Genomic DNA, 25,406 nt, shown 5'->3' on the forward strand with positions numbered 1-25,406 from the left:
TTTTTCACCTTCAAATCTTCCTTGCTTTAATAACAAACTGAAGTGCAAATAATGTAGGAAGCATTTTAGTTATAGTATATTCTATTTTTAAAAAAATTGGATGTAATTTTCTCAATCTAAAAAATGGAATCCATGGGGTTGGATAAACTTCCTCTATTTTAAATCCTGCATTTTCAGCTAACTTTATTGCAGTTTTTTTAGTAAAAAATCTTAAATGTGTTCTATCTAAAAGTCCCACATCTTCGTATTCCCATTTTCCCATAAGTAGCATTAAACGGACAGTTATATGGGCAATATTAGGTATAGAACACACAATATATCCATCTTTTTTAAGGTATCTTCTAAGTTTAATTAAAACAGTTTGTGGGTTTTTTAAATGTTCTAATATGTCTCCAAAAACAATAACATCAAAATATTCATCAGGGTAATTTAAATTTATAGTTTCAACGTCCCCTTTTATTACATCTATACAATAGTTTCTTGCTATTTTTGCTGATTCGTCATCTAACTCTATACCTACAACTTCACATCCATTTTCTTTAAAAACTTTTGAAAGATGTCCTGCAGAACATCCAACATCTAACACTTTTTTATTATTTCCAACTAATTGAACAATCCTCATATGAGAACTATATGGATTAGTGCTTAATGTAGCATATTTTAACATAATATCCACCTTTTTTTCTTATTAAATAAATTTTTTAATATTTTTTTATCGTCTTTGTCTAATACCATTATATACAAAAGTAATGAATACACAATCAACGAAGAAATGGCTGAAATGATGGTTCCTAAAAATAATACACTTATTTTTAAATATACAAACATGAATATTCCACAAACAGTTAATCTAATTAGAATATTTAATATATTGGCAAATTCCACATACTTCAACTTAATTCCAAGAATAATAACAAAAACTGCAATTGTAAATTCAGTTACTAACGTCGTTATACTGGCCCCAATATAGCTAAATTTTGGTATCAATAATATATTTAATATAATATTCATTACCATCGCAAAACCAGTTACTTTTGTTACAAGTGATTGCCTATTTATTGACTCAAATAATTTTACAAATGGAGCATTTGCGAAAATACTAACTAAACCCCATATTAATATTTTTAATGCAATAATTGTTCCATGATAATCTTGCCCAAATATTGATAATACTACTTCCTCAGCAAAAACAGTTATTAAAATCCCAAGGGGTAATCCAATTGTAAGCATTATTTTAAAATATTTTTCACATATGATTTTTAATGATTTATTTGATGTAATATAATATCTAGACATTATTGGGTATATGGCCGCATTTACAATAATGGGGATAAATAAAAATACTAAGATAATCCTATACGCTGCATTATACCACCCTACCACCAAATTCCCAACCATATATGATAGCATTACAGAATCTATCCAGTAATAAACAGTAATGAAAAAACCACTCAATGCAAACGGCCAAGCCTCTTTTAATAATTCCTTCCAAAACTTTAAGTCAATTTCAATTTTTGGCTTAACAAACTTCCATAATGTAACACATATATTGTATAATAAAACCCCAATTCCCGAAATTAAATAAATATACGCAAATCCTTCAACATTAAACCCTAAATACATGGCAGTAAAAACACCCAACAACATCAAAGAACTATTTAATATATTTCCAATACCAACATATTCCATTTTTTCATGGGCTTGATAAATAGAATAAAACATATTGTTAAAGGAACCAATTAAAACATAAAATGCTACTAAATAAACAACATAAACAGTTTCTGCTGGATAATTCATTAAATTTATAGTTAAAACAATTAATATAAATGTAATTATCCCCAAAATAGATTTTATAACTGCAATATTCCCCAAATATTTTCCAGTTAACTCTGGATTTCTCGCAACCTCCCTAACAGTTAGAGGTTGTAATCCAAAATCAGCAATAATGCCAAACATTCCTGTAAATGCAAGAGCAAAAGACAAAATACCAAACCCTTCTGCCCCTAAATACCTCGCCATATAAACTGTATAAACAAAACCAAAAAATTTGGATATAATGTTAGATACAAATAAAATCCCTGTGTTTTTAGCAATCCTTTTTGCTACACCCATACTACTCACATTTAACCTGTGGTATTCTAAAAATTATTTCGCACCAAAACTAAACGTATAGCCAAAAATTAAAAATGCCCCAATATAAAGATACTGGAAAGATCCCATTTTGGAGAAGTTTATAATACAATATACACATACCTCATAATTATATATATACTATACTGTAAGGAACTTAACATCATCCAATCGGGAAAAGGAAAACTGTATTGGTAATTAGAATTTTGATTTTGGTGAAAACCATGATATTAAGCGACAAGGACATTTTTGATTATGTCAAATCAAAAAGGATTATTATAGAGCCGTTTAATCCAGATAACGTTGGGCCGTGTAGTTATGACGTAACTTTGGGTGATGAATTTATTGTTTATAATGATGAGGTTTATGATTTGGAGAAAGAATTAGGATATAAGAGGATAAAGATAAAAAACTCAATATTGGTTTGTCCACTCAATTATAACCTAACAGAAGAAAAAGAGGAATATTTTAAAGAAAAATATAATGTTGATTATGTTTTTGAAGGAGGAGTTTTAGGGACGACGAATGAATATATTGAATTGCCAAATGATATCTGTGCCCAATATCAGGGAAGGAGTAGTTTGGGAAGAGTTTTTTTAACTTCCCATCAAACCGCTGGCTGGATTGATGCAGGATTTAAGGGAAAGATAACGTTGGAGATTGTTGCATTTGATAGGCCCGTTATTTTATATGTAAATCAGAGGATAGGACAGTTGATATTTAGCAAACTTTTATCTCCTGCTGATATTGGTTACTCGGAGAGAAAAAGTTCAAAATACGCTTATCAAAAAACAGTCATGCCATCCTTAATATACAAAGATAAGCAGAGGGATTAAATAAATAGATTAAATAAATAATGTATTAAAAAATTAAAAAGATTAAAGATTAAAATTTAAAAATAAAAATAATAAAAATCATTAGCGGTGGTCTTATGTTTCTTCCTGAAGAAATCATAGAGACAATAAGGATGATTGAATATGAAAATTTAGACGTTAGGACAACAACATTAGGGATAAATTTGAAAGATTGTATAAGTGAGGATTTAGACACATTGAAAGAGAACATCTACAACAAAATAACAACCATTGCAGAGAACCTTGTTGAAGTTGCCAATAGAGTTTCTGAAAAATATGGAATTCCAATAGTAAACAAAAGGATAGCAGTAACTCCAATAAGCCTTATAATAGGTAGTGCGATAAGGGACTTAAGCAGAGAGGAAAAAATAAACGCATGTGTTGAAATTGGAAAAACACTCGATAAAGCAGCAAAGAAAGTCAGAGTTGATTTTATTGGTGGATATTCCGCATTAGTTCATAAAGGTGCAACTAAAGAGGATAAAGCATTAATTGATTCGATCCCATATATGATGGAAAAAACTGAAAAGGTTTGCTCATCTGTCAATGTTGCAACTACAAAATCAGGTATAAATATGAATGCTGTAAAAAGGATGGGTGAAATAATTAAAGAAACATCTCTAAGAACTGAAAATGCCATTGGTTGTGCAAAACTTGTAGTATTTGCAAACGCTCCAGAGGATAACCCATTCATGGCTGGGGCATTTCATGGTGTTGGGGAAGGAGATGCAGTTTTGAATGTTGGTGTTTCAGGGCCAGGGGTTGTGAGGGCAGTTGTTGAGAAGATGCCAGATGCTGATTTGGGAACTTTGAGCAATGAAATTAAAAAGACGGCCTTTAAAATTACAAGAGTTGGGGAGTTAGTTGGGAGAGAGGTAGCAAAGGAACTTGGTGTTGAGTTTGGTATTGTTGATTTGTCCTTAGCCCCAACTCCAGCAAGAGGGGATAGTATTGCAAATATTTTAGAGGCAATGGGATTGGAAAAATGTGGAGCCCATGGAACAACTGCTGCTCTTGCACTGCTAAATGATGCCGTTAAAAAAGGAGGAGCCATGGCGACAAGTTATGTTGGTGGTTTGAGCGGGGCATTTATTCCAGTAAGTGAAGATGCAGGGATGGTTGAAGCTGTTGAGGCGGGAGCATTAAGAATAGAGAAATTAGAGGCAATGACGTGTGTTTGTTCTGTTGGTTTGGATATGATAGCAATCCCTGGAAAAACTCCTGCATCAACAATCGCTGCAATTATTGCAGATGAGATGGCAATTGGGGTTATAAACAAAAAAACCACCGCAGTTAGAATAATTCCAGTTCCTGGAAAAGACGTTGGAGATTACGTTGATTTTGGTGGATTGCTTGGAAAAGCTCCAATAATGCCTGTTAATGAGTTTTCCTCAGAAAAATTCATAAATAGAGGAGGAAGAATACCTGCCCCAATTCAATCATTGACGAACTAAAAAATTATCTTTGGATTGTGTGGTTTTCTTACTGTTTTTATTGCAATTAACACCCTCCTGTTTCACAATTACTAATTCTAAATATCCTTAATACCTTTGTTAAAATAGTAAATTATTTATATGCCATGTTTTATATCCAGTGTAATAACCATTTAGAGTATTTTATTATTTACTAATATTTTATTTTTTAATATATGTAATGGAGGGATAAAATGCTGAAAAAAATAATTATAATTTCATTAATAGTTGCTGTTGCATCCATTGGACTTTGTGGATGTATGGATAAAACCGGCATTAACTCAAATATAACAACACAAGCATCGACAGGAAAAACAAGTTTAAGTGAAAATACAGAAAAGATAAAAATAACAGATATGCTTGGAAGAGAAGTTGAAGTTCCAAAGGAAGTAAATAGAATAGTGGCAATTGGTCCAGGGTGTTTGAGATTGATTACCTACTTAAATGCAACAGACAAGGTTGTTGGAGTAGAGGATAGTGAAAAAAAGTGGAGCATATATGGGAGACCATATAGAATAGCCCATCCAGAGTTTGCAAACCTTCCAACTATTGGAAAAGCAGGACCCAACCCAAAACCATACCCTGAAGAAATTATTAAAGTTAATCCTGATGTTATATTTGCATGCTACATAACAAAGGAGCAGGCAGATGATTTACAGCAAAAGACAGGAATACCTGTTGTTGTTTTAAGTTATGGTAGATTGGCAACATTCAATAATAAAGATTTATTTAAATCAATAGAGCTCGCAGGAAAAATATTGGGTAAAGAAGAGAGGGCAGAAGAAGTTATTAAATTTATAAAAGATTGCCTAACTGATTTAAACAATAGAACTTCTGATATTCCAGATAGTAAAAAACCAAAGGTTTATGTTGGAGGAATAGGATTTAAAGGAATGCATGGAATTGAGAGTACGTCTTGTAATTATCCTCCATTTATGGCAGTTAATGCTAAAAATGTGGTTGATGAATTGAATCAATCTTCCCATGTATTCATAAATAAAGAACAACTCTTAAAATGGGATCCAGATATAATATTTATTGATGAAGGTGGACTAAAACTTGTTATAGAAGATTATAAGAAAAATCCAGACTATTATAATTCATTAAAGGCATTTAAAAATGGAAATGTTTATGGATTATTGCCCTACAACTTCTATACAACAAATGTAGGCACAGCACTAGCAGATGCATACTTCATAGGAAAAGTAATCTACCCAGACAGATTTGAAGATATAGACCCTGAGAAAAAAGCAGATGAGATATATACTTTCCTTGTAGGGAAGCCAGTTTATAGTGTAATGAAAGAGAAACTTGGAGGGTTCAAAAAGTTGGAGTTTAAATAAATATACTTCTTTTTTTGGTGATGATTGATGCTAAAATTTCCTGAAGAAAATCCAAAAGAGTTGTTAAAACTTTTTGAAGAAGTTTATTCAAATGCGAGAATATTTTATCTATTGAAAACTGCATTGGATTTAAATATATTTGATTATTTGGATGAATTTAAATCTGCTGAAGAGTTAGCAAGAGGATTAAAAACTGATCCTTTCCTAACAGAGTACATTTTAAAAATCTTACATAAACTTGGTATTCTTGAGTTTAAAGATAATAAGTATAGGAATAGGGGTTTAGCAAATATATATCTAAGAAGAGATTCAGAATTTAATATAATAACTCCACTTAATTATTATTTTGAAAATATCAAAAACTGGGAAAATTTGAAGTTAATCTTAGAAAATAAACTAAAAAATAAAAATGAAAGTTTAGGAAAAATGTTTTCAAAAGTTATTAAGAGAATGGCTGATGAATGCAAATGTTGGGAGTTGAAAAAAGTTTTGGACTATGTGTCAAAGTATGATGAATTTAAAAATGCCAAAAAACTCTTAGATTTAGCAGGTGGGCATGGGTTGTATGCAATTGGATTTAGCATGCTGAATGAAAATTTAAAATGTTATGTATTTGATTTACCTGAGGTTATTGAAGAAACAAAAAAATTCATTGAAAAGTATAATGCAAAAAACGTCTTTACAATTGCAGGAGATTTTTATGGGGATGATATTGGAAGTGGTTATGATATAATCTTCACCTCCTACAATCCTGGAGGAAAAAACCCTAAAATTGCCAAAAAAGTGTATGATTCATTAAATAAAGGTGGGTTATTTATAAATAAACAATTTTTTTTAGAAGTAGAAGAAAATATTATGGATTATCTAAATAATATGGAGTGGAACTTTTTCAGACCAAAAGGTCTTAAAAAGAATAAATTAAGATATACTTTTGAAGGAGATTTAAAATTTAGTGAGTATATAAGTTACTTAAAAAGTATTGGATTTGAAATATTGGATATTGTGGATATGTCTAAGCTCTTAGATAATGAATACTATTCAAGCACAAAAATGATTGTTGCTAAGAAAATCTGAAATTTTTATTAAGAATAAAATTTTTTGGTATTCTATTATCAACATTTGGTTATTAAATATCTAATTTTTAATAATATTCTCATAATATCTTTTAATGTAAACTAATCCAAATAATAATAAAATTTATGTGATAATTATGGATGTTGTAAAAAAATATAGCAAATACACTAAAAAAAGAATAATGTTTGGAATTGCCCTTCTAATAATTTTATTTTTAAGCTCTATATGTTCCCTAATTGTTGGAAATTATGAACTAACAGTTAGCCAAGTTATCAGTGCATTTTTTGGCAAAGGAAGCCAGAGTGTAAACCTAATTATATGGAATATAAGGTTACCAAGAATTTTTGCAGCAATAGTTGCAGGAATGTCTTTGGCTGTTGCAGGGGCAGTTATGCAGTGCATATTGAGGAATCCTTTAGCCAGCCCTTTCACTATAGGAATATCGCATGGAGCAATGTTTGGAGCATGTCTTGCAATAATAATTTTTGGTGTAGGTGGTGCAGAGAGTACAGGACATATATTCATAAATAATCCATATATTATTACAATATTTGCATTTATTGGGGCATTAATAGGGGTTTTTGTAGTGCTACTTCTTGCGAAATTAAGAAACTTAACTCCTGAGGCAATGGTTTTAGCAGGAGTTGCTATGAGCTCTTTATTCACTGCAGGCACTACACTTATACAATATTTTGCTGATGATTTACAACTTGCTGCAATGGTTTATTGGACATTTGGGGATTTAAGTAGGCCTTTATGGACTGAAATATATATTATGGTTGCAGTTATGATTTCTGCGTTAATTTACTTCATCTATAAGCGTTGGGATTACAATGCATTAGAGGCTGGGGAGGAGACTGCAAAATCTTTAGGAGTTAATACAGAGAGAACAAGATTGATTGGGATGCTTATTGCCTCACTATTAACATCTGTAAATGTAGCATTTTTAGGAATTATTGGATTTATTGGTTTGATTTGCCCACACATAGTTAGAATATTTATTGGTGGGGATTATAGATTTTTAATCCCAATATCAGCTCTATTTGGTGCAGTTTTATTGCTAATAAGTGACACTCTTGCAAGAACAGTGATGTCTCCAATAGAGTTACCTGTTGGAATACTAACTTCATTTATGGGAGCCCCTATGTTTTTATACCTGCTTATTAAAATGTATAGGAAATAAAAGTGATAATTATGATTCTTTCAGTGGATGGGGTTGAATTCTCGTATAAGAGTAGAAAAATACTGGAAAATGTAAAATTTAAAGTTAATAGAGGAGAGGTTGTTTCTATTTTAGGCCCCAACGGCTGTGGAAAATCAACATTATTAAAGTGTATAAATAAGATTCTAAAACCTAAAAGAGGGGTTATATTAATTGATAATTATAACTTAAATGAGTTAAGCAACTTGGAGATTGCAAAGAAAATAGGATATGTGCCACAAAAATCAGATGGAAGTTATATGACAGTATTTGATACCATACTTTTAGGAAGAAAACCTCATATAAAATGGGAAGTGTCTAAACAAGATATCAACTTAGTGAATGAAATTTTGGAAATTATGGATTTAAAAGATTATGCTTTAAGATATACAAATGAATTAAGTGGTGGAGAACTACAGAAGGTTATAATTGCAAGGGCTATAGTTCAAGAGCCAGAAGTTCTTTTATTGGATGAACCGACAAACAACTTAGATTTAAAGAATCAACTGGAAATATTGAGGGTAATAAGAAATATATCTAAATCTAAAAATATTGCCTCAATTATTGTAATACATGATTTGAACCTTGCTTTAAGATATTCCGATAAATTTATAATGTTAAAAGATGGGAAAATATTTGCTGAAGGAGGAAAAGAGGTAATAAACCCTAAGAATATTGAAGCTGTTTATGGGGTCAGTGTTGATGTGAAGTACTATAATGGGATTCCTGTTGTTATTCCACTCTATTAATGAATATTTTATAAACACAACTTGGAAAATTATAGTCGTTCTACAAATTACGGCACTGACCATAATATCAAATTTTAAATTTTAGGTAATTTAACAAAATTTTAATTTAGACTATAGTTAGATTAACTGCCATCTAATTGTAGAACGACTATATCAAACCTCTTAACTCGAAACTGTCAAAATAGCAATATAGGAATTTATAAAATACAATCTTTATTTGATTTGAATACTAAAAAATCCTATCAAAACCCAACTATTAAAAAAGCAAAAATCTTAAATACACGATAAAACCATGGCATTTTTAACGGCAAACCTAAAAAGATTTTGCCAAAAATTATACAGATGAGCATTGCCTAAATTTTTGTTCAGTCGATATGTATATATGAGCCATTAAAATTATGAAATAAGAGGTGTTATTTTGAAGAAGTATAAGGATAAATATCCGGATAAAAATGGAAAATATGGTATTTATGGGGGTAAATTTGTCCCTGAAACCTTAATGCCAGCAATTGAGGAATTAGAAGAGGCATTTACAAGATTTTGGATAAACAATGAGGGTAATTTTAGGGAAGAATTTGAGTATTATTTGAGAGAATATGTTGGAAGACCTACCCCTCTTTATTATGCGAAGAGATTAAGTGAGTTATTGGGATGTAAAGTTTATCTCAAAAGGGAAGATTTAGCTCACTTAGGAGCACATAAAATAAACAATGCTATTGGTCAGGCATTATTGGCTAAGAGAATGGGGAAAACAAGAATTATTGCCGAAACTGGTGCGGGACAGCATGGAATAGCAACTGCAGCAGCGGCGACAAATTTAGGCCTGGAATGTGTAATTTATATGGGGAAAAAGGACATGGAAAGGCAGAAGTTGAATGTTTTTAGGATGGAATTAATGGGAGCGAAGGTTGTTCCTGTTGTCAGCGGTTCCCAAACATTAAAAGATGCGGTAAATGAGGCTTTGAGAGATTGGGTTACAAATGTTAGGAATACTCATTATTTAATTGGTTCTACACTCGGCCCTCACCCATATCCAATGATGGTTAGGGAATTCCAAAGAGTCATAGGAAAAGAGATTAAACAGCAAATCCTTGAAAAAGAAGGTAGATTACCAACCTGCATTTTAGCATGTGTTGGAGGAGGAAGTAACTCTATTGGGGCATTTTATGAGTTTTTAGATGATGACGTTGAGTTATATGCAGTTGAGGCCGGAGGAAAAGGAATAGAAACTGGAAAACATGGGGCATCTCTATGTGCTGGAAGAGTGGGAGTTTTGCATGGAACAAAGATGTATGTTAAGGAGGATGAGTTTGGACAAATTGAGGAAAGTTACAGTATTTCTGCTGGTTTAGATTACCCAGGAGTTAGCCCAGAACTTTCATTCTTAAAGGATGAGGAGAGAATAAAGGCAGTATATGTTACCGATGATGAGGCGTTGGAGGCATTTCAGTTGTTGTGCAAGTTAGAGGGTATTTTGCCTGCATTGGAAAGTTCCCATGCTGTTGCTTATGCATTTAAATTAGCAGAAGAGTTGGATAAAGACGATATAATGGTTATAAACCTATCTGGAAGAGGAGATAAGGACGTGCAGACGGTTGCTAAGGCGTTAGGAAAAATATTATAAACTAAATTAAATTTTGACTAAATTAAATTTATAATTTTGGTGAAAAGATGAGTAGATTAGCAGAGAAATTTGAGGAGTTAAAAAATAAAAATGAAAAGGCATTAGTCGCATTTTACGTTGGAGGAGATCCAAATTTGGAGATTTCAAAAGAAGCACTTGAAGTTATTGCAAATATAGCGGATATTGTTGAAATTGGTATTCCATTTTCAGATCCAGTTGCTGATGGTCCAACAATTCAAAAGGCAGATGTAAGGGCGTTAAATAAAGGAATGAATCCATTAAAGGCATTTGAACTTGTTAAAGAGTTGGATGAGAAAGCTCCAAACACTCCAAAGGTGTTCTTAACCTATTATAATATAATATTTAACATGGGAGAAGAGGAGTTTGTGAAAAGATGTAAGGAATGTGGGATTGATGGGTTAGTTGTTCCTGATTTGCCAATTGAGGAGGCAGAAAGTTTATACAACATCTGCAAAAAATATGGTGTTGATTTGATATTTTTGGTTGCTCCAACAACTCCAGACGAGAGGCTAAAGAGAATCTTGGAAAAATGTAGTGGGTTTGTTTATGTTGTTTCAGTAACTGGAATTACTGGAGTTAGGGAGAAAGTCCAAGAAGAGACAAAGGAACTCGTCAAAAGAGTGGCAAGATACTCAAATGTTCCAATATGCGTTGGATTTGGGATTTCAAAGAGGGAACACGTTGAGGAGATAACACAATATGCGGATGGAGCAATTGTTGGTAGTGCAATAGTAAGGATTGTTGAGAAGTATTTGGATGAAAATGGAGAAATTAAAGATAAAGAGGCATTTTTGAGGGAGTTAGAGGAATTTGTTAAAGAATTAAAAGAGGGGACAAAACAAAAAATTTTGGTGAAGAACAAAGTAAAAACAAAAAAATGATAAAATTGCATATAGAAATATATGGATAATGGAAAACAATAAATATAAGAATTAATTATCTTAATTGATGCGTTTGAGTGTGGTTTTTGGGAATATTATTTATAAATTTATAAATTTTTATAAATTTTATGTTTGTTATTAAAATTATGGCAAATCATTAAGATTATTTTCAAGTTTTAAGGAGGCCTAACCGTGAAAGTGTCATCCCACATATTGGTTCCAAAACATGAGATAGTCCCAAAAGAAGAAGTACCAAAGTTGTTGCAGAAGTATGGGATAAAAATACAGCAATTGCCTAAAATTTTTGATACCGATCCTGTTGTAAAGGAAATTGGGGCTAAAGAAGGTGACGTCATCAAAATTACAAGAAAAAGTCCAACAGCAGGGGAGACCGTTGCTTATAGGTTGGTCATTAGGAAACCTTAAATATACTGAATTTTATTTTAGTTTATTTAATTTGTTAGTTTTGGGATTAATTTATTTGGTTTTAAATAAACTCTAAAAAATATAAGGTGGCTGATTATGGAATCCCGTGTCCTTGTTGATGCATTTTTTAAAGAGCATAGTTTAGTTAAGCACCATATCGACTCTTATAACGATTTTATAGAGAACAAACTTCAAAAAATTGTTGACGAAGTTGGTATATTAGAGACAGAAATTAAAGGTGGATATAAAATAAAATTTGGGAAAATAAGAGTCGGGAAGCCAATAACAAAAGAGGCTGATGGTTCTGTTAGGAAAATAACCCCTATGGAAGCGAGAATTAGGGATTTATCATACTCAGCTCCTCTCTATCTTGAAATGACTCCGATAATTGGAGAAGGTGAAGACGAGAGAGAAGGGGAAACTGTAGAGGTTTATATTGGTGAACTTCCAGTAATGCTCGGTTCAAAGATTTGCCACCTATATGGAAAATCAAGAGAAGAGTTAATCGAACTTGGAGAAGATCCAGAAGACCCATTTGGATACTTTATCATTAACGGTTCAGAGAAGGTATTGGTTACTCAAGAAGATTTAATTCCAAACAGGATTTTATGTGAGAAAGTTGAGAGAAACAACAAAATAATTGATGTTGCAAAAGTATTCTCCACAAGGCACGGTTTTAGGGCATTATGTACAGTTGAGAGACATCCAGATGGGCTTTTATATGCAACCTTCCCAGGAATGCCCGGAAATGTTCCACTCATGATATTAATGAAGGCTCTTGGGGCAGAGAGCGATAGAGACATCATTGAAATGATTTCAGATGATCCAGATATTGTTATGCAGTTAGTTGCAAACTTGCAAGATATGAGGGAAGAGCATAACGTTTACACGAGAGAAGATGCATTAGAATACATTGGTAAAAGGGTAGCTCCAGGACAACCAAAAGATTATAGACTAAAAAGGGCAGAAACTGTTTTGTGCAACTATCTCCTCCCACACGTAGGGGTTGAGAAAGAGGATTTAATAAAGAAATGCTGGTATTTAGGGAAGATGGCTAAAACTGCCATTGAACTTTACTTAGGTTTAAGGGTTGAGGATGACAAGGACCACTATGCAAATAAGAGGTTAAAGTTAGCTGGGGAATTAATGGAGGACTTGTTTAGGTATGCATTTTCCCAACTTGTAAAAGACATAAAATACCAATTAGAAAGACAGACTTTAAGAAACAAAGAACCATCAATTCAAGCAGCTGTTAGAAGTGATGTCTTGACAGAGAGAATTAGGCATGCGATGGCTACTGGTAATTGGGTTGGTGGAAGAACAGGGGTTAGCCAATTATTGGACAGAACAAGTTACTTAGCAACAATATCTCAATTGAGAAGAGTAGTTTCACCATTATCAAGATCCCAACCTCACTTCGAGGCAAGGGACTTGCACGCTACACAGTGGGGTAAAATCTGTCCATCAGAGACACCAGAGGGTCCAAACTGTGGTCTCGTTAAGAACTTCGCATTGATGTGTAAGGTTACAACAGATGAAGATGATAGTAAAGTTATAGAGCTACTTAAGGAATTTGGATTAAACCAAAATGAGACATTTGATAATTAATTTACACAATATTCCAAATTTTACAAATCAATTTACTTCTTTAACTTCTTTACAGTTCCTAAAAATAAAAACCTCAATTTGAAAGGTGAAAACCTTGGTTCAAAAACAAGTAAACGTATACGTTAATGGAAAATTAATGGGAACAACAGATAAACCAGAAGAATTAGTTAAATTTTTGAGAGAAAAGAGAAGAAATGGGGAGCTCTCCCCATTTACTTCAATAGCATATAACGAAGAAAGCGGAGACATTCACATATCTACAGATGGTGGTAGGGCTGTTAGGCCATTGATTGTTGTAGAAAATGGAAAACCAAAGTTAACACAAGAGCATATTGAAAAATTAAAGAAAGGGGAAATAACCTTCTCTGATTTGGTTAAAGAAGGGGTTATTGAATATTTGGATGCTGAAGAGGAAGAAAACGCATACATTGCTGTCTATGAAGATGAATTAACAGAGGAACATACACACCTTGAAATTGACCCATTATCAATACTTGGAGTTGGGGCAGGGGTTGCACCATATCCAGAACACAACTCCGCTCCAAGGATTACAATGGCAGCAGCAATGGGTAAGCAGTCTCTTGGAATCCCAATGAGCAATTTTAGATGGAGATTGGATACAAGAGGGCACATCCTTCACTATCCACAAATTCCAATTGTAAGGACGAAACACCAAGAGATTTTAGGCTTCGATAAGAGGCCAGCAGGGCAGAACTTCGTTGTAGCGATAATGAGTTATGAAGGATACAACATGGAGGATGCTTTTATCATTAGTAAAGCAGCAATTGATAGAGGATTGGGAAGAAGTACCTTCTTCAGAACTTATGACAGCTATGAGAAGAGATACCCAGGAGGACAAGTTGATAGGTTTGAAATTCCAGAAAAAGGTGTTAGGGGTTATAGGGCAGAGGAAGCTTACAGAAACCTTGGAGAGGATGGTTTAGTTGAGCCAGAATGTGAAGTTAAAAGCGGAGATGTCATTATAGGTAAAACATCCCCACCAAGGTTCTTAGAGGAGCATGAGATATCTCTTCAAACAAAATCTCAAAGAAGAGATACTTCTGTAACAGTAAGACATGGAGAAGAAGGTATTGTTGACTGTGTTATCCTAACTGAAACAAAAGAAGGAAACAGATTGGTGAAGGTTAGAGTTAGGGATTTAAGAATTCCAGAACTTGGAGATAAATTTGCATCAAGACACGGGCAGAAAGGGGTTATTGGTCTTATTGTTCCACAAGAAGACATGCCATTTACCGAAAGTGGAATAGTTCCAGACTTGATAATTAACCCACATGCAATTCCATCAAGGATGACCGTTGGGCAAGTTTTAGAGATGATTGGGGGTAAAGTTGGAGCATTGGAATGTAGAAGAGTTGACGGAACAATATTCAGTGGAGAGAAGGAATGGGATTTAAGAAAAACTCTTGAAAAGTATGGATTCAAGCATCATGGTAAAGAAGTTATGTATGATGGAAAAACTGGGAAGAAATTTGAAGTTGAGATATTCATTGGAGTTGTATACTACCAGAAATTGCACCACCTCGTTGCAGGAAAAATCCACGCAAGAAGTAGAGGTCCTGTCCAAGTTCTTACAAGACAGCCAACTGAAGGTAGAGCAAGGGAAGGTGGTTTAAGGTTTGGGGAAATGGAGAGGGATGTTCTCGTTGGTCATGGAGCCGCTATGTTGTTGAAGGAGAGGTTACTTGATGAATCCGACCCAGATGACGAATACATCTGTGTAAACTGTGGTGAAATAGCAATCTTTGACCACAGAAGAGGAATTAAATACTGTCCAATTTGTGGAGAAACAGAGGAGTTGCATGACAACAGAAAGATACCATCTGTCAGAATACCTTATGCATTCAAGTTGTTGCTGGATGAGTTAAAGAGTATGTGTATATATCCAAAATTGAAAATAAAGGACAAAGTTGACTAATTTCCTTTAAATTTCTGATCATTTTCTGTTTTTGTTAATTACAAAGAAAATTTAAATTGTATTTAATTTGGATTATAAAACTTAGGATAACGGTGAAATGATGGACAGATATGAAATCCCAAAGGAAATTGGGGAAATTATATTTGGTTTGTTGTCCCCAGAACACATTAGAAAGATGTCTGTTGCTAAGATTGTAACTGCAGACACTTACGATGATGATGGTTATCCTATTGATGGAGGTTTAATGGATACAAGATTGGGTGTTATTGACCCTGGTTTAGTTTGTAAGACATGTGGTGGTAGGGTAGGAACTTGTCCAGGACACTTTGGACACATAGAATTGGCTAAGCCAGTAATCCATATAGGATTTGCAAAGGATATTTACAAGATTTTAAAGGCAGTTTGTCCACACTGTGGAAGGATAGCGATAAATGAAGTCAAGATAAAAGAATATCTCGAAAAAATGAAAAAATTAGAGGAAGATGGTGGAGACAAGTGGGAAGTTTGTGAGGAGGTATTAAAAGAGGCAGCAAAAGCTAATGTCTGTCCACACTGTGGAGAAATAAAGTATGACATCAAATATGAAAAGCCAACAACCTACTACCAAATAGACGGAAAAACTGAAAAGTTATTAACGCCTTCAGACGTTAGAGAAATTCTTGAGAAGATTCCAGATGAAGATTGTATATTACTTGGATTGAACCCAGAGGTTATGAGACCAGAGTGGATGGTTTTAACAGTTCTCCCAGTTCCACCAGTTACAGTAAGGCCTTCTATCACATTGGAGAGTGGAGAGAGAAGTGAGGATGATTTAACACACAAATTAGTTGATATTATAAGAATTAACCAAAGATTAGAAGAGAATATTGAGGGAGGAGCTCCAAACTTAATTATTGAGGACTTGTGGGACTTATTGCAGTATCACGTCAACACTTACTTTGACAACGAAGCTCCAGGTATCCCTCCAGCAAGGCACAGAAGTGGAAGGCCTTTAAGAACATTGGCTCAAAGGTTAAAAGGTAAAGAAGGTAGGTTTAGGCATAACCTTGCTGGTAAGAGGGTTAACTTCTCAGCAAGGACTGTCATTTCCCCTGACCCATGTTTGAGTATTAACGAAGTTGGGGTTCCAGAGGTCGTTGCAAAGGAATTGACTGTCCCAGAAAAGGTTACAAAATACAACATTGACAAAATCAGAGAACTCCTTAAAAACGGTTCTGAAAAACACCCAGGGGTAAATTACGTCATTAAAAAAGTAAAGTTGAGAGATGGAAGGGAAGAAGAGGTAAAAATAAAAATAACTGAGAAAAACAAAGATTTCTGGGTAGAAAATATTGAAGAGGGAATGATTGTTGAGAGGCATTTAATGGATGGGGATATTGTTTTATACAACAGGCAGCCATCATTGCACAGAATGTCTATTATGGCACACAGAGTTAAAGTCCTTCCATATAGAACATTTAGGCACAACCTCTGTGTCTGTCCACCATATAACGCTGACTTTGATGGAGATGAGATGAACCTTCACGTTCCACAATCAGAAGAGGCAAGAGCAGAGGCAGAGGCATTGATGTTAGTTGAGAAACACATCCTTTCCCCAAGGTTTGGAGGGCCAATTATCGGGGCAATTCACGACTACATTACTGGAGCTTACCTTTTAACGTCATCATACTTCACAAAGGATGAAGCTTCAATCATCTTGAGAAGTGGAGGAATTAAGGACGAGTTGTGGGAACCAGATAAGATTGAAAACGGAATTCCTTTATACAGTGGAAAGAAAATATTCAGCAAAGCATTACCAAAAGGATTGAACTTAAAGTATAGGGCAAAGATTTGTAAGAAGTGTGATGAATGTAAAAAAGAGGACTGTCCACACGATGCTTATGTTGTAATTAAGAATGGAGAGTTAATAAAAGGAGTTGTTGATAAAAACGGATTTGGGGCAGAGGCAGGTATTATATTAGATACAATAGTTAAGGAATTTGGTTCAGAAGAAGCAAGAAAATTCCTTGACAGCTCAACAAAAATGGCAATAAGAGCAATAATGATAAAAGGATTCACAACAGGTATTGATGATGAGGATATTCCAGAAGAGGCAGAAAAAGAAATCCAAAAAATCCTTGATAAGGCAGAGGAAGAAGTTAACGAAATTATTAGAAAATATGAAAATGGAGAACTTGAACCATTGCCAGGAAGAAGCTTAGAGGAGAGTAGGGAAGCATACATTATGAAAATCTTAGGTAAGGCAAGGGACGAAGCAGGGGCTGTTGCAGAGAGATACCTCAGTAAAGATAACCATGCAGCACTGATGGCAAGGACTGGGGCAAGAGGTTCTCTCTTGAACATCACAATGATGTCCGCATGTGTTGGGCAGCAATCTGTTAGGGGTCAGAGGATCTTCAGAGGTTATAGAAACAGAGTCCTTCCTCACTTCAAAAAAGGTAGCTTAGATGCAAAATCCCACGGGTTTGTTAGAAGCAGTTATAAGAAAGGACTTTCTCCAATTGAATACTTCTTCCACGCAATGGGAGGTAGGGAAGGTCTTGTTGACCAGGCTGTTAGAACTGCACAATCTGGTTACATGCAGAGAAGATTAATTAACGCTCTCCAAGATTTAAGGGCAGAGTATGATGGAACTGTAAGAGACTCAAGAGGAACAATAATTCAATTTGTCTATGGAGAAGATGGAGTAGATCCATCAAAAGCAGACCATGGTAAGGCAGTTGATATTGACAAAATAATAACCAAAGTTAAGGCAAAATATGAAGAATAATTGGGGCAATTTTGTCAAATAATTTTCATCGGTGGGTAACATGGAGTTAGCGGAAATGATTAAGAAAAAAGTTGAAAATACGGAGTTGCCACTTTCATTAAAAGAGGAATTGGTAAGCAAACTTGTAAAAGAGAACATAACGGATGAAAAAATTATTGATGAAATTATTGAAGAGACAGTTAAAGCTTATAAGAGGACACTTGTTGAACCAGGGGAAGCTGTTGGGGTTGTTGCAGCACAGTCCATTGGTGAGCCAGGTACTCAGATGTCCTTGCCCTATGATGAGAAGATCGTAATTAAGGAAGGAGAGAACGTCAGATTAGTTGAGATCGGCAGATTTGTTGATGAATGCATAGAGAAATTTGGATTCGTTAAGCAGGGAGTTCATGAAATCTGCGATTTGCCAGTAGATGTCTACGCACTGAGCCTGGATCAGGACGAAAAAGTCCACTGGAAGAGAATTACAAGCGTTATAAGGCACAGATTCAGCGGGAAACTCATAAGGATTAAGACGAGGTCTGGAAGAGTAATCACCGCAACTCCTTATCACTCGTTCGTCGTCAGGCAGAACAATAAAGTAGTGCCCATAGAGGGTAGAAAGCTCAAGGTTAGAGATAGGATTCCGGCGATAAGGTACATGCCATTGAACTGCATATCCGCAATCGACCTAGCTGAGTTCGTCAGCTATCCAGTTTCTGGTGATTCAATAAAGCCGATCAACGGTAAGGTTATTGATAGAAAGCTCGAATTGGACTTCGACCTCGGATACTTCTTGGGTATATACCTAGCAGACGGCTATTCAACGAAATACTTCGTGTCGATCTCGAATACAAACAAGGAGGTCATCGAAATAGTCAGAAAGTTGGCGGAGAGACTTGGTATTAAGACGGCTGAATACGATAACCACAGCGGATTTTCAAAGAGTCATGACATAAGGTTGTACTCTTCAGTTCTAAGTGAGTTCGTCCAGAACTTTGGTAGTAATGCAGAGGAGAAGAAGATTCCAGACTTCGTGTTTAGCGCTGAGAAGGAGTTCGTCAGAGGTATATTGCAGGGTTATTTCGACGGAGACGGAAGTGTAAGCGTTGAAAGAAAGACGATTAGAGCGTTCTCATCATCCAAAGATCTGATAGACGAAATAGCCCTGTTACTAACAAGGTTCGGAATATTCTGCGTTAAGAGAAGGGTAAAGGGACAGTACGGAATCGAGATATCCTACAGGTACGCTAAGAGGTTTGCAGAGGAGATAGGTTCCTCCATTCCAGAAAAGGCTAGGAAGCTTGAGAAACTTGTTGAATCGCTGAAATCTAAAACCACGTACGATCTAATAGACGTGATCCCATCGATAGGTTCGGCACTTTTAGATGCCTCTAAAAAGCTCGGATATCCGTTGCACTACGCGAGGAAGTTTGTCAGAAAGCAGAAGATAGGAAGAACTACCTTGCAAAGGCATCTTACAAAACTTGAAGAGCTCGCTAGAGCGAAAAACGTTGAATTGGAAGAGTTGAAGGTTCTTAGAAAAGCCGTAGAGAGTGATGTCATCTGGGATGAAATAGTATCGATAGAGGAAGTCAACTACGATGGCTATGTCTATGATTTAAGCGTTGAAGGTCTGGAAACTTTCACGACGGCCGAAGGTTTGATCACACACAACACGATGAGAACCTTCCACTATGCGGGAGTCGCGGAACTTAACGTTACTCTTGGTTTGCCAAGGATGATTGAGATTGTTGATGCGAGAAAGGAACCATCAACACCAATGATGACAATTTATTTGGAGGAGGACTATAGATACGATAGGGCAAAAGCAGAGAAAGTCGCAAAGGAAATTGAGAGTACTACCGTCGATACAGTTTCCAAAAGTGTCAGTATTGATTTAATAAGGGAGTGTATAACCATTGAGTTGGATGAAGATAGGTTAAGGAGTAGGGATTTAACCATAGATGATGTTGTTGACGCAATTAAGAAAAAGTTGAAATTAAAAATTGAGGTTGATGGAAATAAGTTATATTTAAAAATAAAGAACCCATCTCTCAAAACTTTAAGAAAGAGATTGCCAAAAGTTAGGTCTGTGCAGTTGAAAGGAGTGCCAAATATTGAAAGGGTTATAATTAAAAAAGAAGGGGATGAATACGTTCTCTACAGTGAAGGTTCTAACTTGAAAGAGGTCTTTAAAATTGAGGGTGTAGATAAAACAAGAACTATAACAAACAACATTATAGAGATTCAGGAAGTTCTTGGAATTGAGGCAGCAAGGAATGCAATTATAAATGAGATGAAATCAACCTTGGAAGAGCAGGGTCTTGATGTTGATATAAGGCACTTGATGCTTGTGGCAGATATTATGACAGCAGATGGGGAAGTTAAGCCAATAGGTAGGCATGGGGTCGGTGGAGAAAAAGCATCTGTCTTGGCGAGGGCGGCATTCGAGGAGACAGTTAAACATTTATATACTGCGGCGATTAGGGGTTATAAAGATGAGTTGAAGGGAGTTATTGAAAACGTTATTGTAGGTAAGCCAATCTACTTAGGAACTGGGTGTGTTAAGTTGTATATTGATAGGGACTATGAAGAGGGTAAAAGTATAAATACTACTAACTTAAATAATAAGGTTGCCGAAGATAGAGATAATTAATATATTTAAACTCTTTTATTTTTTGATATATTCTAACTGTTGTTTAAACCATTTTTGTTGTTTTAAAATGACATTTCAAAATCATGTCCGTATACAAAAAGTATAAAAATAACTTTGAACTATTATAACCAACACATTCAAAACCTTTACGCTTAAAATCAAACAAAATATTTTGGAGGAAAAATCCTCCGGAGTAAAAAATGAGAAGGAGGAGTGAAAATGGATATAAATAAGGCAATTAGAACTGCGGTTGATACTGGAAAAGTTATATTAGGTTCAAAAAGAACAATAAAATTCATAAAACACGGAGAAGGTAAATTGGTTATTATTGCTGGTAACTGTCCAAAAGAACTTGAAGAGGATGTAAAATACTATGCAAAACTCTCAGATATTCCAGTTTATACCCACAATGTAACATCATTAGAATTAGGGGCTATCTGTGGGAAACCTTTCCCAGTTGCTGCACTTCTTGTCCTCGAAGAAGGGAACTCAAATATTTTGAGTTTAATAAAAGAAGGAAATTCAGGTGATATTTAATGAAAGTTAGGTTAACAACAGAAGAAATTATGAAAATTGGTTATTTTGAAAAATTAAGCGGTGCAACTGTCATCGATTGTATTTGTGATGATGATAGGATTGTATTTGTTGTTAAAGAGGGAGATATAGGTGCAGCAATTGGGAAAGGTGGAGAAAACGTAAAAACCGCCATGGAGAAATTTGGTAAAAAGATTGACATCATAGAATATTCATCAGACCTTAAAAAATTCATCAAAAATATATTTGCTCCAATAGAATTGGAAGACGTTTGGTTCAAAAAAATTAATGGGGAATTAATAGCATATGTAAGAATAAATCCTAAATTTAGAAGAGCAGTTATTGGAAACAGAGGAAGAAACATTGAAAGAGCTGTGCAAATTGCAAGAAGACACACCGACGTAAAGAATATAAGGGTCATTGTAGGAAATAGAAGGAGGCCATTCAGAAAAAGATTTGGGGGTAAAAAAGTACTTAGAGATACAAGCAAAGAATCAGTAGAAATGCAAGCTCAAGCAACTAAAACTGAAGAAACCAATACTGAACAACAACAAACTGAAACAACAAACACAACAACAGAAGAAAACCAATAGATATTAAACCAAATCTTATTCAATAAATAAATATATAAATGAAACTAAATGATGAACATGAATATAAGTTATAATTGGAACTACTAAAAATAAAAATAAGAAATTAAAAAACATTAAAATTAAAAAACAATCGTAAAATGGTGAGAAGATGTCAGGAAGTAAATCACCAAGAGGGGAATTTGCTGGAAGAAAGTTAAGATTGAAAAGAAAGAAATGTAGATGGCATGACTACAACTATGTCAGAAGAGTATTGAGATTAAAAGAAAAATATGACCCATTAGAAGGAGCTCCAATGGCAAGAGGAATTGTTATTGAAAAAGTTGGTTTAGAGGCAAAGCAGCCAAACTCTGCTATTAGGAAGTGTGTTAGAGTTCAGTTAATCAAAAACGGTAGAGTTGTTACAGCATTCTGTCCAGGAAACCACGCTATAAACTTCATTGATGAACACGATGAAGTTATTATTGAAGGTATTGGGGGACCAAAAGGGCCAAGAGCAAAAGGGGACATTCCAGGAGTTAAATATAAGGTCATTATGGTCGGTAAGAACTCATTAAGAGAGCTCGTTAGAGGAAGACAAGAAAAAGTTAAAAGATAAATTTGGGGTGAGATGTTGGAAGAAATTAAAATATTTGGTAAGTGGGATCCTACAGAGGTTGTTGTTAGAGATCCAAGTTTAAGAAGATACATAAACTTAACACCAATTTATGTTCCACACACAGCAGGTAGATTTACAAAGAAACAATTTGATAAAGCTAAAATGAGCATTGTTGAGAGATTAGCAAACAAAATAATGAGAAAGGAACACAACACTGGAAAAAAACTCAAAGCATTAAAAATTGTTGAAGAAGCATTTGAAATTATTGAAAAAAGAACAAAACAAAACCCAATCCAAGTTTTAGTTGATGCCTTAGAAAACGCTGGTCCAAGAGAAGAAACAACAAGAATCTCCTATGGTGGAATTACTTACTTACAATCTGTTGACTCATCACCATCAAGAAGATTAGATATTGCTTTAAGAAACATCGCATTAGGTGCATGGCAGGCATCACACAAAAACAAAAAGAGCATTGCTGAATGCTTAGCAGAAGAAATAATTGCTGCTGCAAAAGGAGACATTCAAAGAAGCTTCGCTGTCAGGAAAAAAGAAGAAACAGAAAGAGTTGCTCAATCAGCAAGATAATCAATATGTTTTATATTTTTCCAATTTAGCTTTTTCAATTAACTCTTTTATCTCAAAAATAAAAAATAAAAATTTAAAACTATGTCTATAATCCAAATAAAATACTAAATAAAAAACAACAAAACAAAAAGTAAAAATAATTAGGTGAGGGATGAGATTATGGGTAGAAGAGCAAAGATGATTGAAAAAATTAAAACCTTAATGGAGCAACACGACAGAATTAGAAACATTGGGATTTGTGCTCACATTGACCACGGTAAAACAACATTATCCGATAACTTATTGGCTGGAGCAGGAATGATTTCAAAAGATTTAGCAGGAGAGCAGTTAGCATTGGACTTTGATGAGGAAGAGGCACAAAGAGGTATTACAATTTACGCTGCAAACGTTTCAATGGTTCACACCTACGAAGGTAAAGATTACTTAATTAACTTAATCGACACCCCAGGGCACGTTGACTTCGGTGGGGACGTTACAAGAGCAATGAGAGCAATTGATGGAACAATTGTCGTCGTTTGTGCAGTAGAAGGTGTAATGCCACAGACAGAAACTGTTTTAAGACAAGCATTGAGAGAAAAAGTAAAACCTGTCTTATTCATCAACAAAGTTGACAGATTAATCAACGAGTTAAAATTAACACCAGAAGAATTACAAAACAGATTCATGAAAATCATTACCGATGTAAACAACTTAATTAAGAAAATGGCTCCAGAAGAATTCAAAGACAAATGGCTTGTTAACGTCATGGATGGAAGTGTTGCATTTGGTTCAGCATACAACAACTGGGCAATTTCAGTTCCATTCATGCAAAAGAGTGGAATAACATTCAAAGACATTATTGAATACTGCGAACAAGACAAACAAAAAGAACTTGCTGAAAAAGCTCCATTGCATGAAGTAGTTTTAGACATGGTTATTAAGCACTTACCAAACCCAGTTGAGGCACAAAAATACAGAATTCCAAACATCTGGAAAGGAGACCTCAATTCAGAAATTGGTAAAGCAATGCTCAACTGTGATCCAAACGGTCCATTGGCAGGAGTTATTACAAAAATTATCATGGACAAACACGCTGGACCTGTTTCAGCATGTAGATTGTTCAGTGGAAGATTAAGACAAGGGGACGAAATCTACTTAGTAACTTCAAAATCAAAAGCAAGGGCTCAGCAAGTTTCTGTCTTCATGGGTCCAGAAAGAATACAAGTAGATAGCGTTTCAGCAGGTAACATCTGTGCTATTACTGGATTAAAAGAGGCAACAGCAGGGGAAACGATCTGTTCACCAAACAACATAATTGAGCCACCATTTGAGGCAATTACCCACGTTAGTGAGCCAGTTATTACAGTTGCTATTGAACCAAAGAACAACAAGGACTTGCCAAAATTAATTGAAGTATTAAGACAAATAGCAAGAGAAGACAACACAGTAAAAGTTGAAATTAACGAAGAAACTGGAGAATACTTAATCAGCGGTATGGGAGAATTGCACATTGAAGTTATTACAAAAACAAAAATTGGAAGAGATGCAGGAATTGAGGTTGAAGTAGGTAACCCAATTGTTGTTTATAGAGAAACGGTAACTACACAATCACCAATAGTTGAAGGTAAGTCACCAAACAAACACAACAAACTCTACTTCGTTGTTGAACCATTAGAAGAGAGTGTCTTACAAGCATACAAAGAAGGTAAAATTAAAGATGAGGACTTCAAGAAGAGAACAACACCAGAAGTTGAGAAAGCATTAGTTGAGGCAGGATTGGACAAAGAAGAAGCTAAGAGGGTAATGTCCATCTATGAAGGAAACATGTTAATCAACATGACAAGAGGTATTATCCACTTAGACGAATCCAGAGAATTAATTATACAAGGATTCAAAGAGGCGGTAAGAAACGGTCCATTAGCAGCAGAAAAATGTCAAGGAGTTAAGGTTAAGTTAGTAGATGCTATCTTCCACGAAGATGCAATCCACAGAGGTCCAGCACAATTAATTCCAGCAGTAAGGTTTGGTATCAGAGATGCGATAATGCAAGCAAAACCAGTATTATTAGAGCCAATGCAAATGGTATTCATCAGCACACCACAAGACTACATGGGAGACGCAATAAGAGAAATCAGCAACAGAAGAGGACAAATATTAGATATGGAGCAAGAAGGGGACATGGCAATTATCAAAGCAAAATGTCCAGTTGCAGAGATGTTTGGATTCGCTGGAGCAATTAGGGGAGCTACCCAAGGTAGATGTCTCTGGAGTATAGAGTTTGCTGGATTCGAAAAAGTACCGCCTGAATTACAGGATCAATTAATAAAACAAATAAGAGAAAGAAAGGGATTGAAAGTTGAATAATTAAAAATAGGTTGTGCTCTATTTGAATTTTA

At 34.7% G+C, this 25,406-nt stretch carries 20 protein-coding genes; 18 read left to right on the top strand and 2 right to left on the bottom strand.

The window, feature by feature from the left end:
• Nucleotides 1-10 precede the first annotated feature (10 nt).
• Nucleotides 11-667, bottom strand: coding sequence for a class I SAM-dependent methyltransferase (locus tag METIG_RS07730; protein WP_013799657.1), 657 nt, complete (start codon nucleotides 665-667; stop codon nucleotides 11-13).
• Entirely contained in the window at nucleotides 661-2,112 is a 1,452-nt protein-coding gene (locus tag METIG_RS07735) for a flippase (RefSeq protein WP_013799658.1), read from the bottom strand. The genes METIG_RS07730 and METIG_RS07735 overlap by 7 nt, the downstream gene beginning before the upstream one ends.
• 242 nt (nucleotides 2,113-2,354) lie before the next feature.
• Here METIG_RS07735 and dcd point away from each other — a divergent pair, with 242 nt between their 5' ends.
• From dcd to METIG_RS07825, 18 genes are all read left to right on the top strand, one after another.
• Entirely contained in the window at nucleotides 2,355-2,966 is a 612-nt protein-coding gene (gene dcd, locus METIG_RS07740; RefSeq protein ID WP_013799659.1) for a dCTP deaminase, read from the top strand.
• A 95-nt stretch (nucleotides 2,967-3,061) separates the two neighbouring features.
• Nucleotides 3,062-4,438, top strand: a complete 1,377-nt coding sequence (locus METIG_RS07745) for a PFL family protein (protein WP_013799660.1) — start codon at nucleotides 3,062-3,064, stop codon at nucleotides 4,436-4,438.
• Between the two features lie 212 nt (nucleotides 4,439-4,650).
• A complete protein-coding gene (locus METIG_RS07750; protein ID WP_013799661.1) occupies nucleotides 4,651-5,799 on the top strand; it encodes an iron ABC transporter substrate-binding protein in 1,149 nt (382 codons plus the stop codon).
• A 27-nt stretch (nucleotides 5,800-5,826) separates the two neighbouring features.
• The gene (locus tag METIG_RS07755) at nucleotides 5,827-6,873 is read left to right on the top strand and encodes a methyltransferase (protein WP_013799662.1); all 1,047 of its coding nucleotides are present in this window, start codon (nucleotides 5,827-5,829) and stop codon (nucleotides 6,871-6,873) included.
• A gap of 136 nt (nucleotides 6,874-7,009) precedes the next feature.
• Nucleotides 7,010-8,056: a FecCD family ABC transporter permease gene (locus tag METIG_RS07760; RefSeq protein ID WP_013799663.1), complete on the top strand. Its 1,047-nt coding sequence runs from the start codon at nucleotides 7,010-7,012 to the stop codon at nucleotides 8,054-8,056.
• 11 nt (nucleotides 8,057-8,067) lie between these two features.
• On the top strand, nucleotides 8,068-8,823 hold the full coding sequence (locus tag METIG_RS07765; RefSeq protein WP_013799664.1) for an ABC transporter ATP-binding protein: 756 nt from the start codon (nucleotides 8,068-8,070) through the stop codon (nucleotides 8,821-8,823).
• Nucleotides 8,824-9,241: 418 nt separating this feature from the next.
• A complete protein-coding gene (gene trpB / locus METIG_RS07770; RefSeq protein ID WP_013799665.1) occupies nucleotides 9,242-10,447 on the top strand; it encodes a tryptophan synthase subunit beta in 1,206 nt (401 codons plus the stop codon).
• A gap of 47 nt (nucleotides 10,448-10,494) precedes the next feature.
• A complete protein-coding gene (trpA, locus tag METIG_RS07775) occupies nucleotides 10,495-11,349 on the top strand; it encodes a tryptophan synthase subunit alpha (RefSeq protein WP_013799666.1) in 855 nt (284 codons plus the stop codon).
• 192 nt (nucleotides 11,350-11,541) lie between these two features.
• The gene (locus METIG_RS07780; protein WP_013799667.1) at nucleotides 11,542-11,775 is read left to right on the top strand and encodes a DNA-directed RNA polymerase subunit H; all 234 of its coding nucleotides are present in this window, start codon (nucleotides 11,542-11,544) and stop codon (nucleotides 11,773-11,775) included.
• A 96-nt stretch (nucleotides 11,776-11,871) separates the two neighbouring features.
• On the top strand, nucleotides 11,872-13,383 hold the full coding sequence (locus METIG_RS07785; protein WP_013799668.1) for a DNA-directed RNA polymerase subunit B'': 1,512 nt from the start codon (nucleotides 11,872-11,874) through the stop codon (nucleotides 13,381-13,383).
• A gap of 94 nt (nucleotides 13,384-13,477) precedes the next feature.
• Nucleotides 13,478-15,319, top strand: a complete 1,842-nt coding sequence (rpoB, locus tag METIG_RS07790; RefSeq protein WP_013799669.1) for a DNA-directed RNA polymerase subunit B — start codon at nucleotides 13,478-13,480, stop codon at nucleotides 15,317-15,319.
• Between the two features lie 100 nt (nucleotides 15,320-15,419).
• Nucleotides 15,420-18,089 carry a DNA-directed RNA polymerase subunit A' gene (gene rpoA1, locus METIG_RS07795; protein WP_048055594.1) on the top strand — a complete coding sequence of 890 codons (2,670 nt, stop codon included), beginning with the start codon at nucleotides 15,420-15,422 and terminating at the stop codon, nucleotides 18,087-18,089.
• A 40-nt stretch (nucleotides 18,090-18,129) separates the two neighbouring features.
• Nucleotides 18,130-20,724 carry a DNA-directed RNA polymerase subunit A'' gene (locus METIG_RS07800; RefSeq protein ID WP_013799671.1) on the top strand — a complete coding sequence of 865 codons (2,595 nt, stop codon included), beginning with the start codon at nucleotides 18,130-18,132 and terminating at the stop codon, nucleotides 20,722-20,724.
• 219 nt (nucleotides 20,725-20,943) lie between these two features.
• On the top strand, nucleotides 20,944-21,261 hold the full coding sequence (locus METIG_RS07805; protein ID WP_013799672.1) for a 50S ribosomal protein L30e: 318 nt from the start codon (nucleotides 20,944-20,946) through the stop codon (nucleotides 21,259-21,261).
• Entirely contained in the window at nucleotides 21,261-21,851 is a 591-nt protein-coding gene (locus tag METIG_RS07810) for a NusA-like transcription termination signal-binding factor (protein ID WP_013799673.1), read from the top strand. Before METIG_RS07805 ends, METIG_RS07810 begins: the two co-directional genes overlap by 1 nt.
• A 148-nt stretch (nucleotides 21,852-21,999) precedes the next feature.
• On the top strand, nucleotides 22,000-22,446 hold the full coding sequence (locus METIG_RS07815; protein ID WP_013799674.1) for a 30S ribosomal protein S12: 447 nt from the start codon (nucleotides 22,000-22,002) through the stop codon (nucleotides 22,444-22,446).
• Between the two features lie 12 nt (nucleotides 22,447-22,458).
• Entirely contained in the window at nucleotides 22,459-23,031 is a 573-nt protein-coding gene (locus METIG_RS07820) for a 30S ribosomal protein S7 (protein WP_013799675.1), read from the top strand.
• A 159-nt stretch (nucleotides 23,032-23,190) separates the two neighbouring features.
• A complete protein-coding gene (locus METIG_RS07825) occupies nucleotides 23,191-25,374 on the top strand; it encodes an elongation factor EF-2 (protein ID WP_013799676.1) in 2,184 nt (727 codons plus the stop codon).
• The last annotated feature ends 32 nt before the right edge of the window (nucleotides 25,375-25,406 follow it).

The organism is Methanotorris igneus Kol 5 (assembly GCF_000214415.1).
Lineage (GTDB): Archaea > AGJL01 > Methanococci > Methanococcales > Methanococcaceae > Methanotorris > Methanotorris igneus.

What these genes read in the sequence shown, in the direction of transcription:
- METIG_RS07730 (WP_013799657.1), bottom strand. Translation starts at nt 667, where the DNA reads ATGTTAAAATATGCTACATTAAGCACTAATCCATATAGTTCTCATATG.
- METIG_RS07735 (WP_013799658.1), bottom strand. Translation starts at nt 2,112, where the DNA reads ATGGGTGTAGCAAAAAGGATTGCTAAAAACACAGGGATTTTATTTGTA.
- dcd (WP_013799659.1), top strand. Translation starts at nt 2,355, where the DNA reads ATGATATTAAGCGACAAGGACATTTTTGATTATGTCAAATCAAAAAGG.
- METIG_RS07745 (WP_013799660.1), top strand. Translation starts at nt 3,062, where the DNA reads ATGTTTCTTCCTGAAGAAATCATAGAGACAATAAGGATGATTGAATAT.
- METIG_RS07750 (WP_013799661.1), top strand. Translation starts at nt 4,651, where the DNA reads ATGCTGAAAAAAATAATTATAATTTCATTAATAGTTGCTGTTGCATCC.
- METIG_RS07755 (WP_013799662.1), top strand. Translation starts at nt 5,827, where the DNA reads ATGCTAAAATTTCCTGAAGAAAATCCAAAAGAGTTGTTAAAACTTTTT.
- METIG_RS07760 (WP_013799663.1), top strand. Translation starts at nt 7,010, where the DNA reads ATGGATGTTGTAAAAAAATATAGCAAATACACTAAAAAAAGAATAATG.
- METIG_RS07765 (WP_013799664.1), top strand. Translation starts at nt 8,068, where the DNA reads ATGATTCTTTCAGTGGATGGGGTTGAATTCTCGTATAAGAGTAGAAAA.
- trpA (WP_013799666.1), top strand. Translation starts at nt 10,495, where the DNA reads ATGAGTAGATTAGCAGAGAAATTTGAGGAGTTAAAAAATAAAAATGAA.
- METIG_RS07785 (WP_013799668.1), top strand. Translation starts at nt 11,872, where the DNA reads ATGGAATCCCGTGTCCTTGTTGATGCATTTTTTAAAGAGCATAGTTTA.
- rpoA1 (WP_048055594.1), top strand. Translation starts at nt 15,420, where the DNA reads ATGGACAGATATGAAATCCCAAAGGAAATTGGGGAAATTATATTTGGT.
- METIG_RS07800 (WP_013799671.1), top strand. Translation starts at nt 18,130, where the DNA reads ATGGAGTTAGCGGAAATGATTAAGAAAAAAGTTGAAAATACGGAGTTG.
- METIG_RS07805 (WP_013799672.1), top strand. Translation starts at nt 20,944, where the DNA reads ATGGATATAAATAAGGCAATTAGAACTGCGGTTGATACTGGAAAAGTT.
- METIG_RS07810 (WP_013799673.1), top strand. Translation starts at nt 21,261, where the DNA reads ATGAAAGTTAGGTTAACAACAGAAGAAATTATGAAAATTGGTTATTTT.
- METIG_RS07815 (WP_013799674.1), top strand. Translation starts at nt 22,000, where the DNA reads ATGTCAGGAAGTAAATCACCAAGAGGGGAATTTGCTGGAAGAAAGTTA.
- METIG_RS07820 (WP_013799675.1), top strand. Translation starts at nt 22,459, where the DNA reads ATGTTGGAAGAAATTAAAATATTTGGTAAGTGGGATCCTACAGAGGTT.
- METIG_RS07825 (WP_013799676.1), top strand. Translation starts at nt 23,191, where the DNA reads ATGGGTAGAAGAGCAAAGATGATTGAAAAAATTAAAACCTTAATGGAG.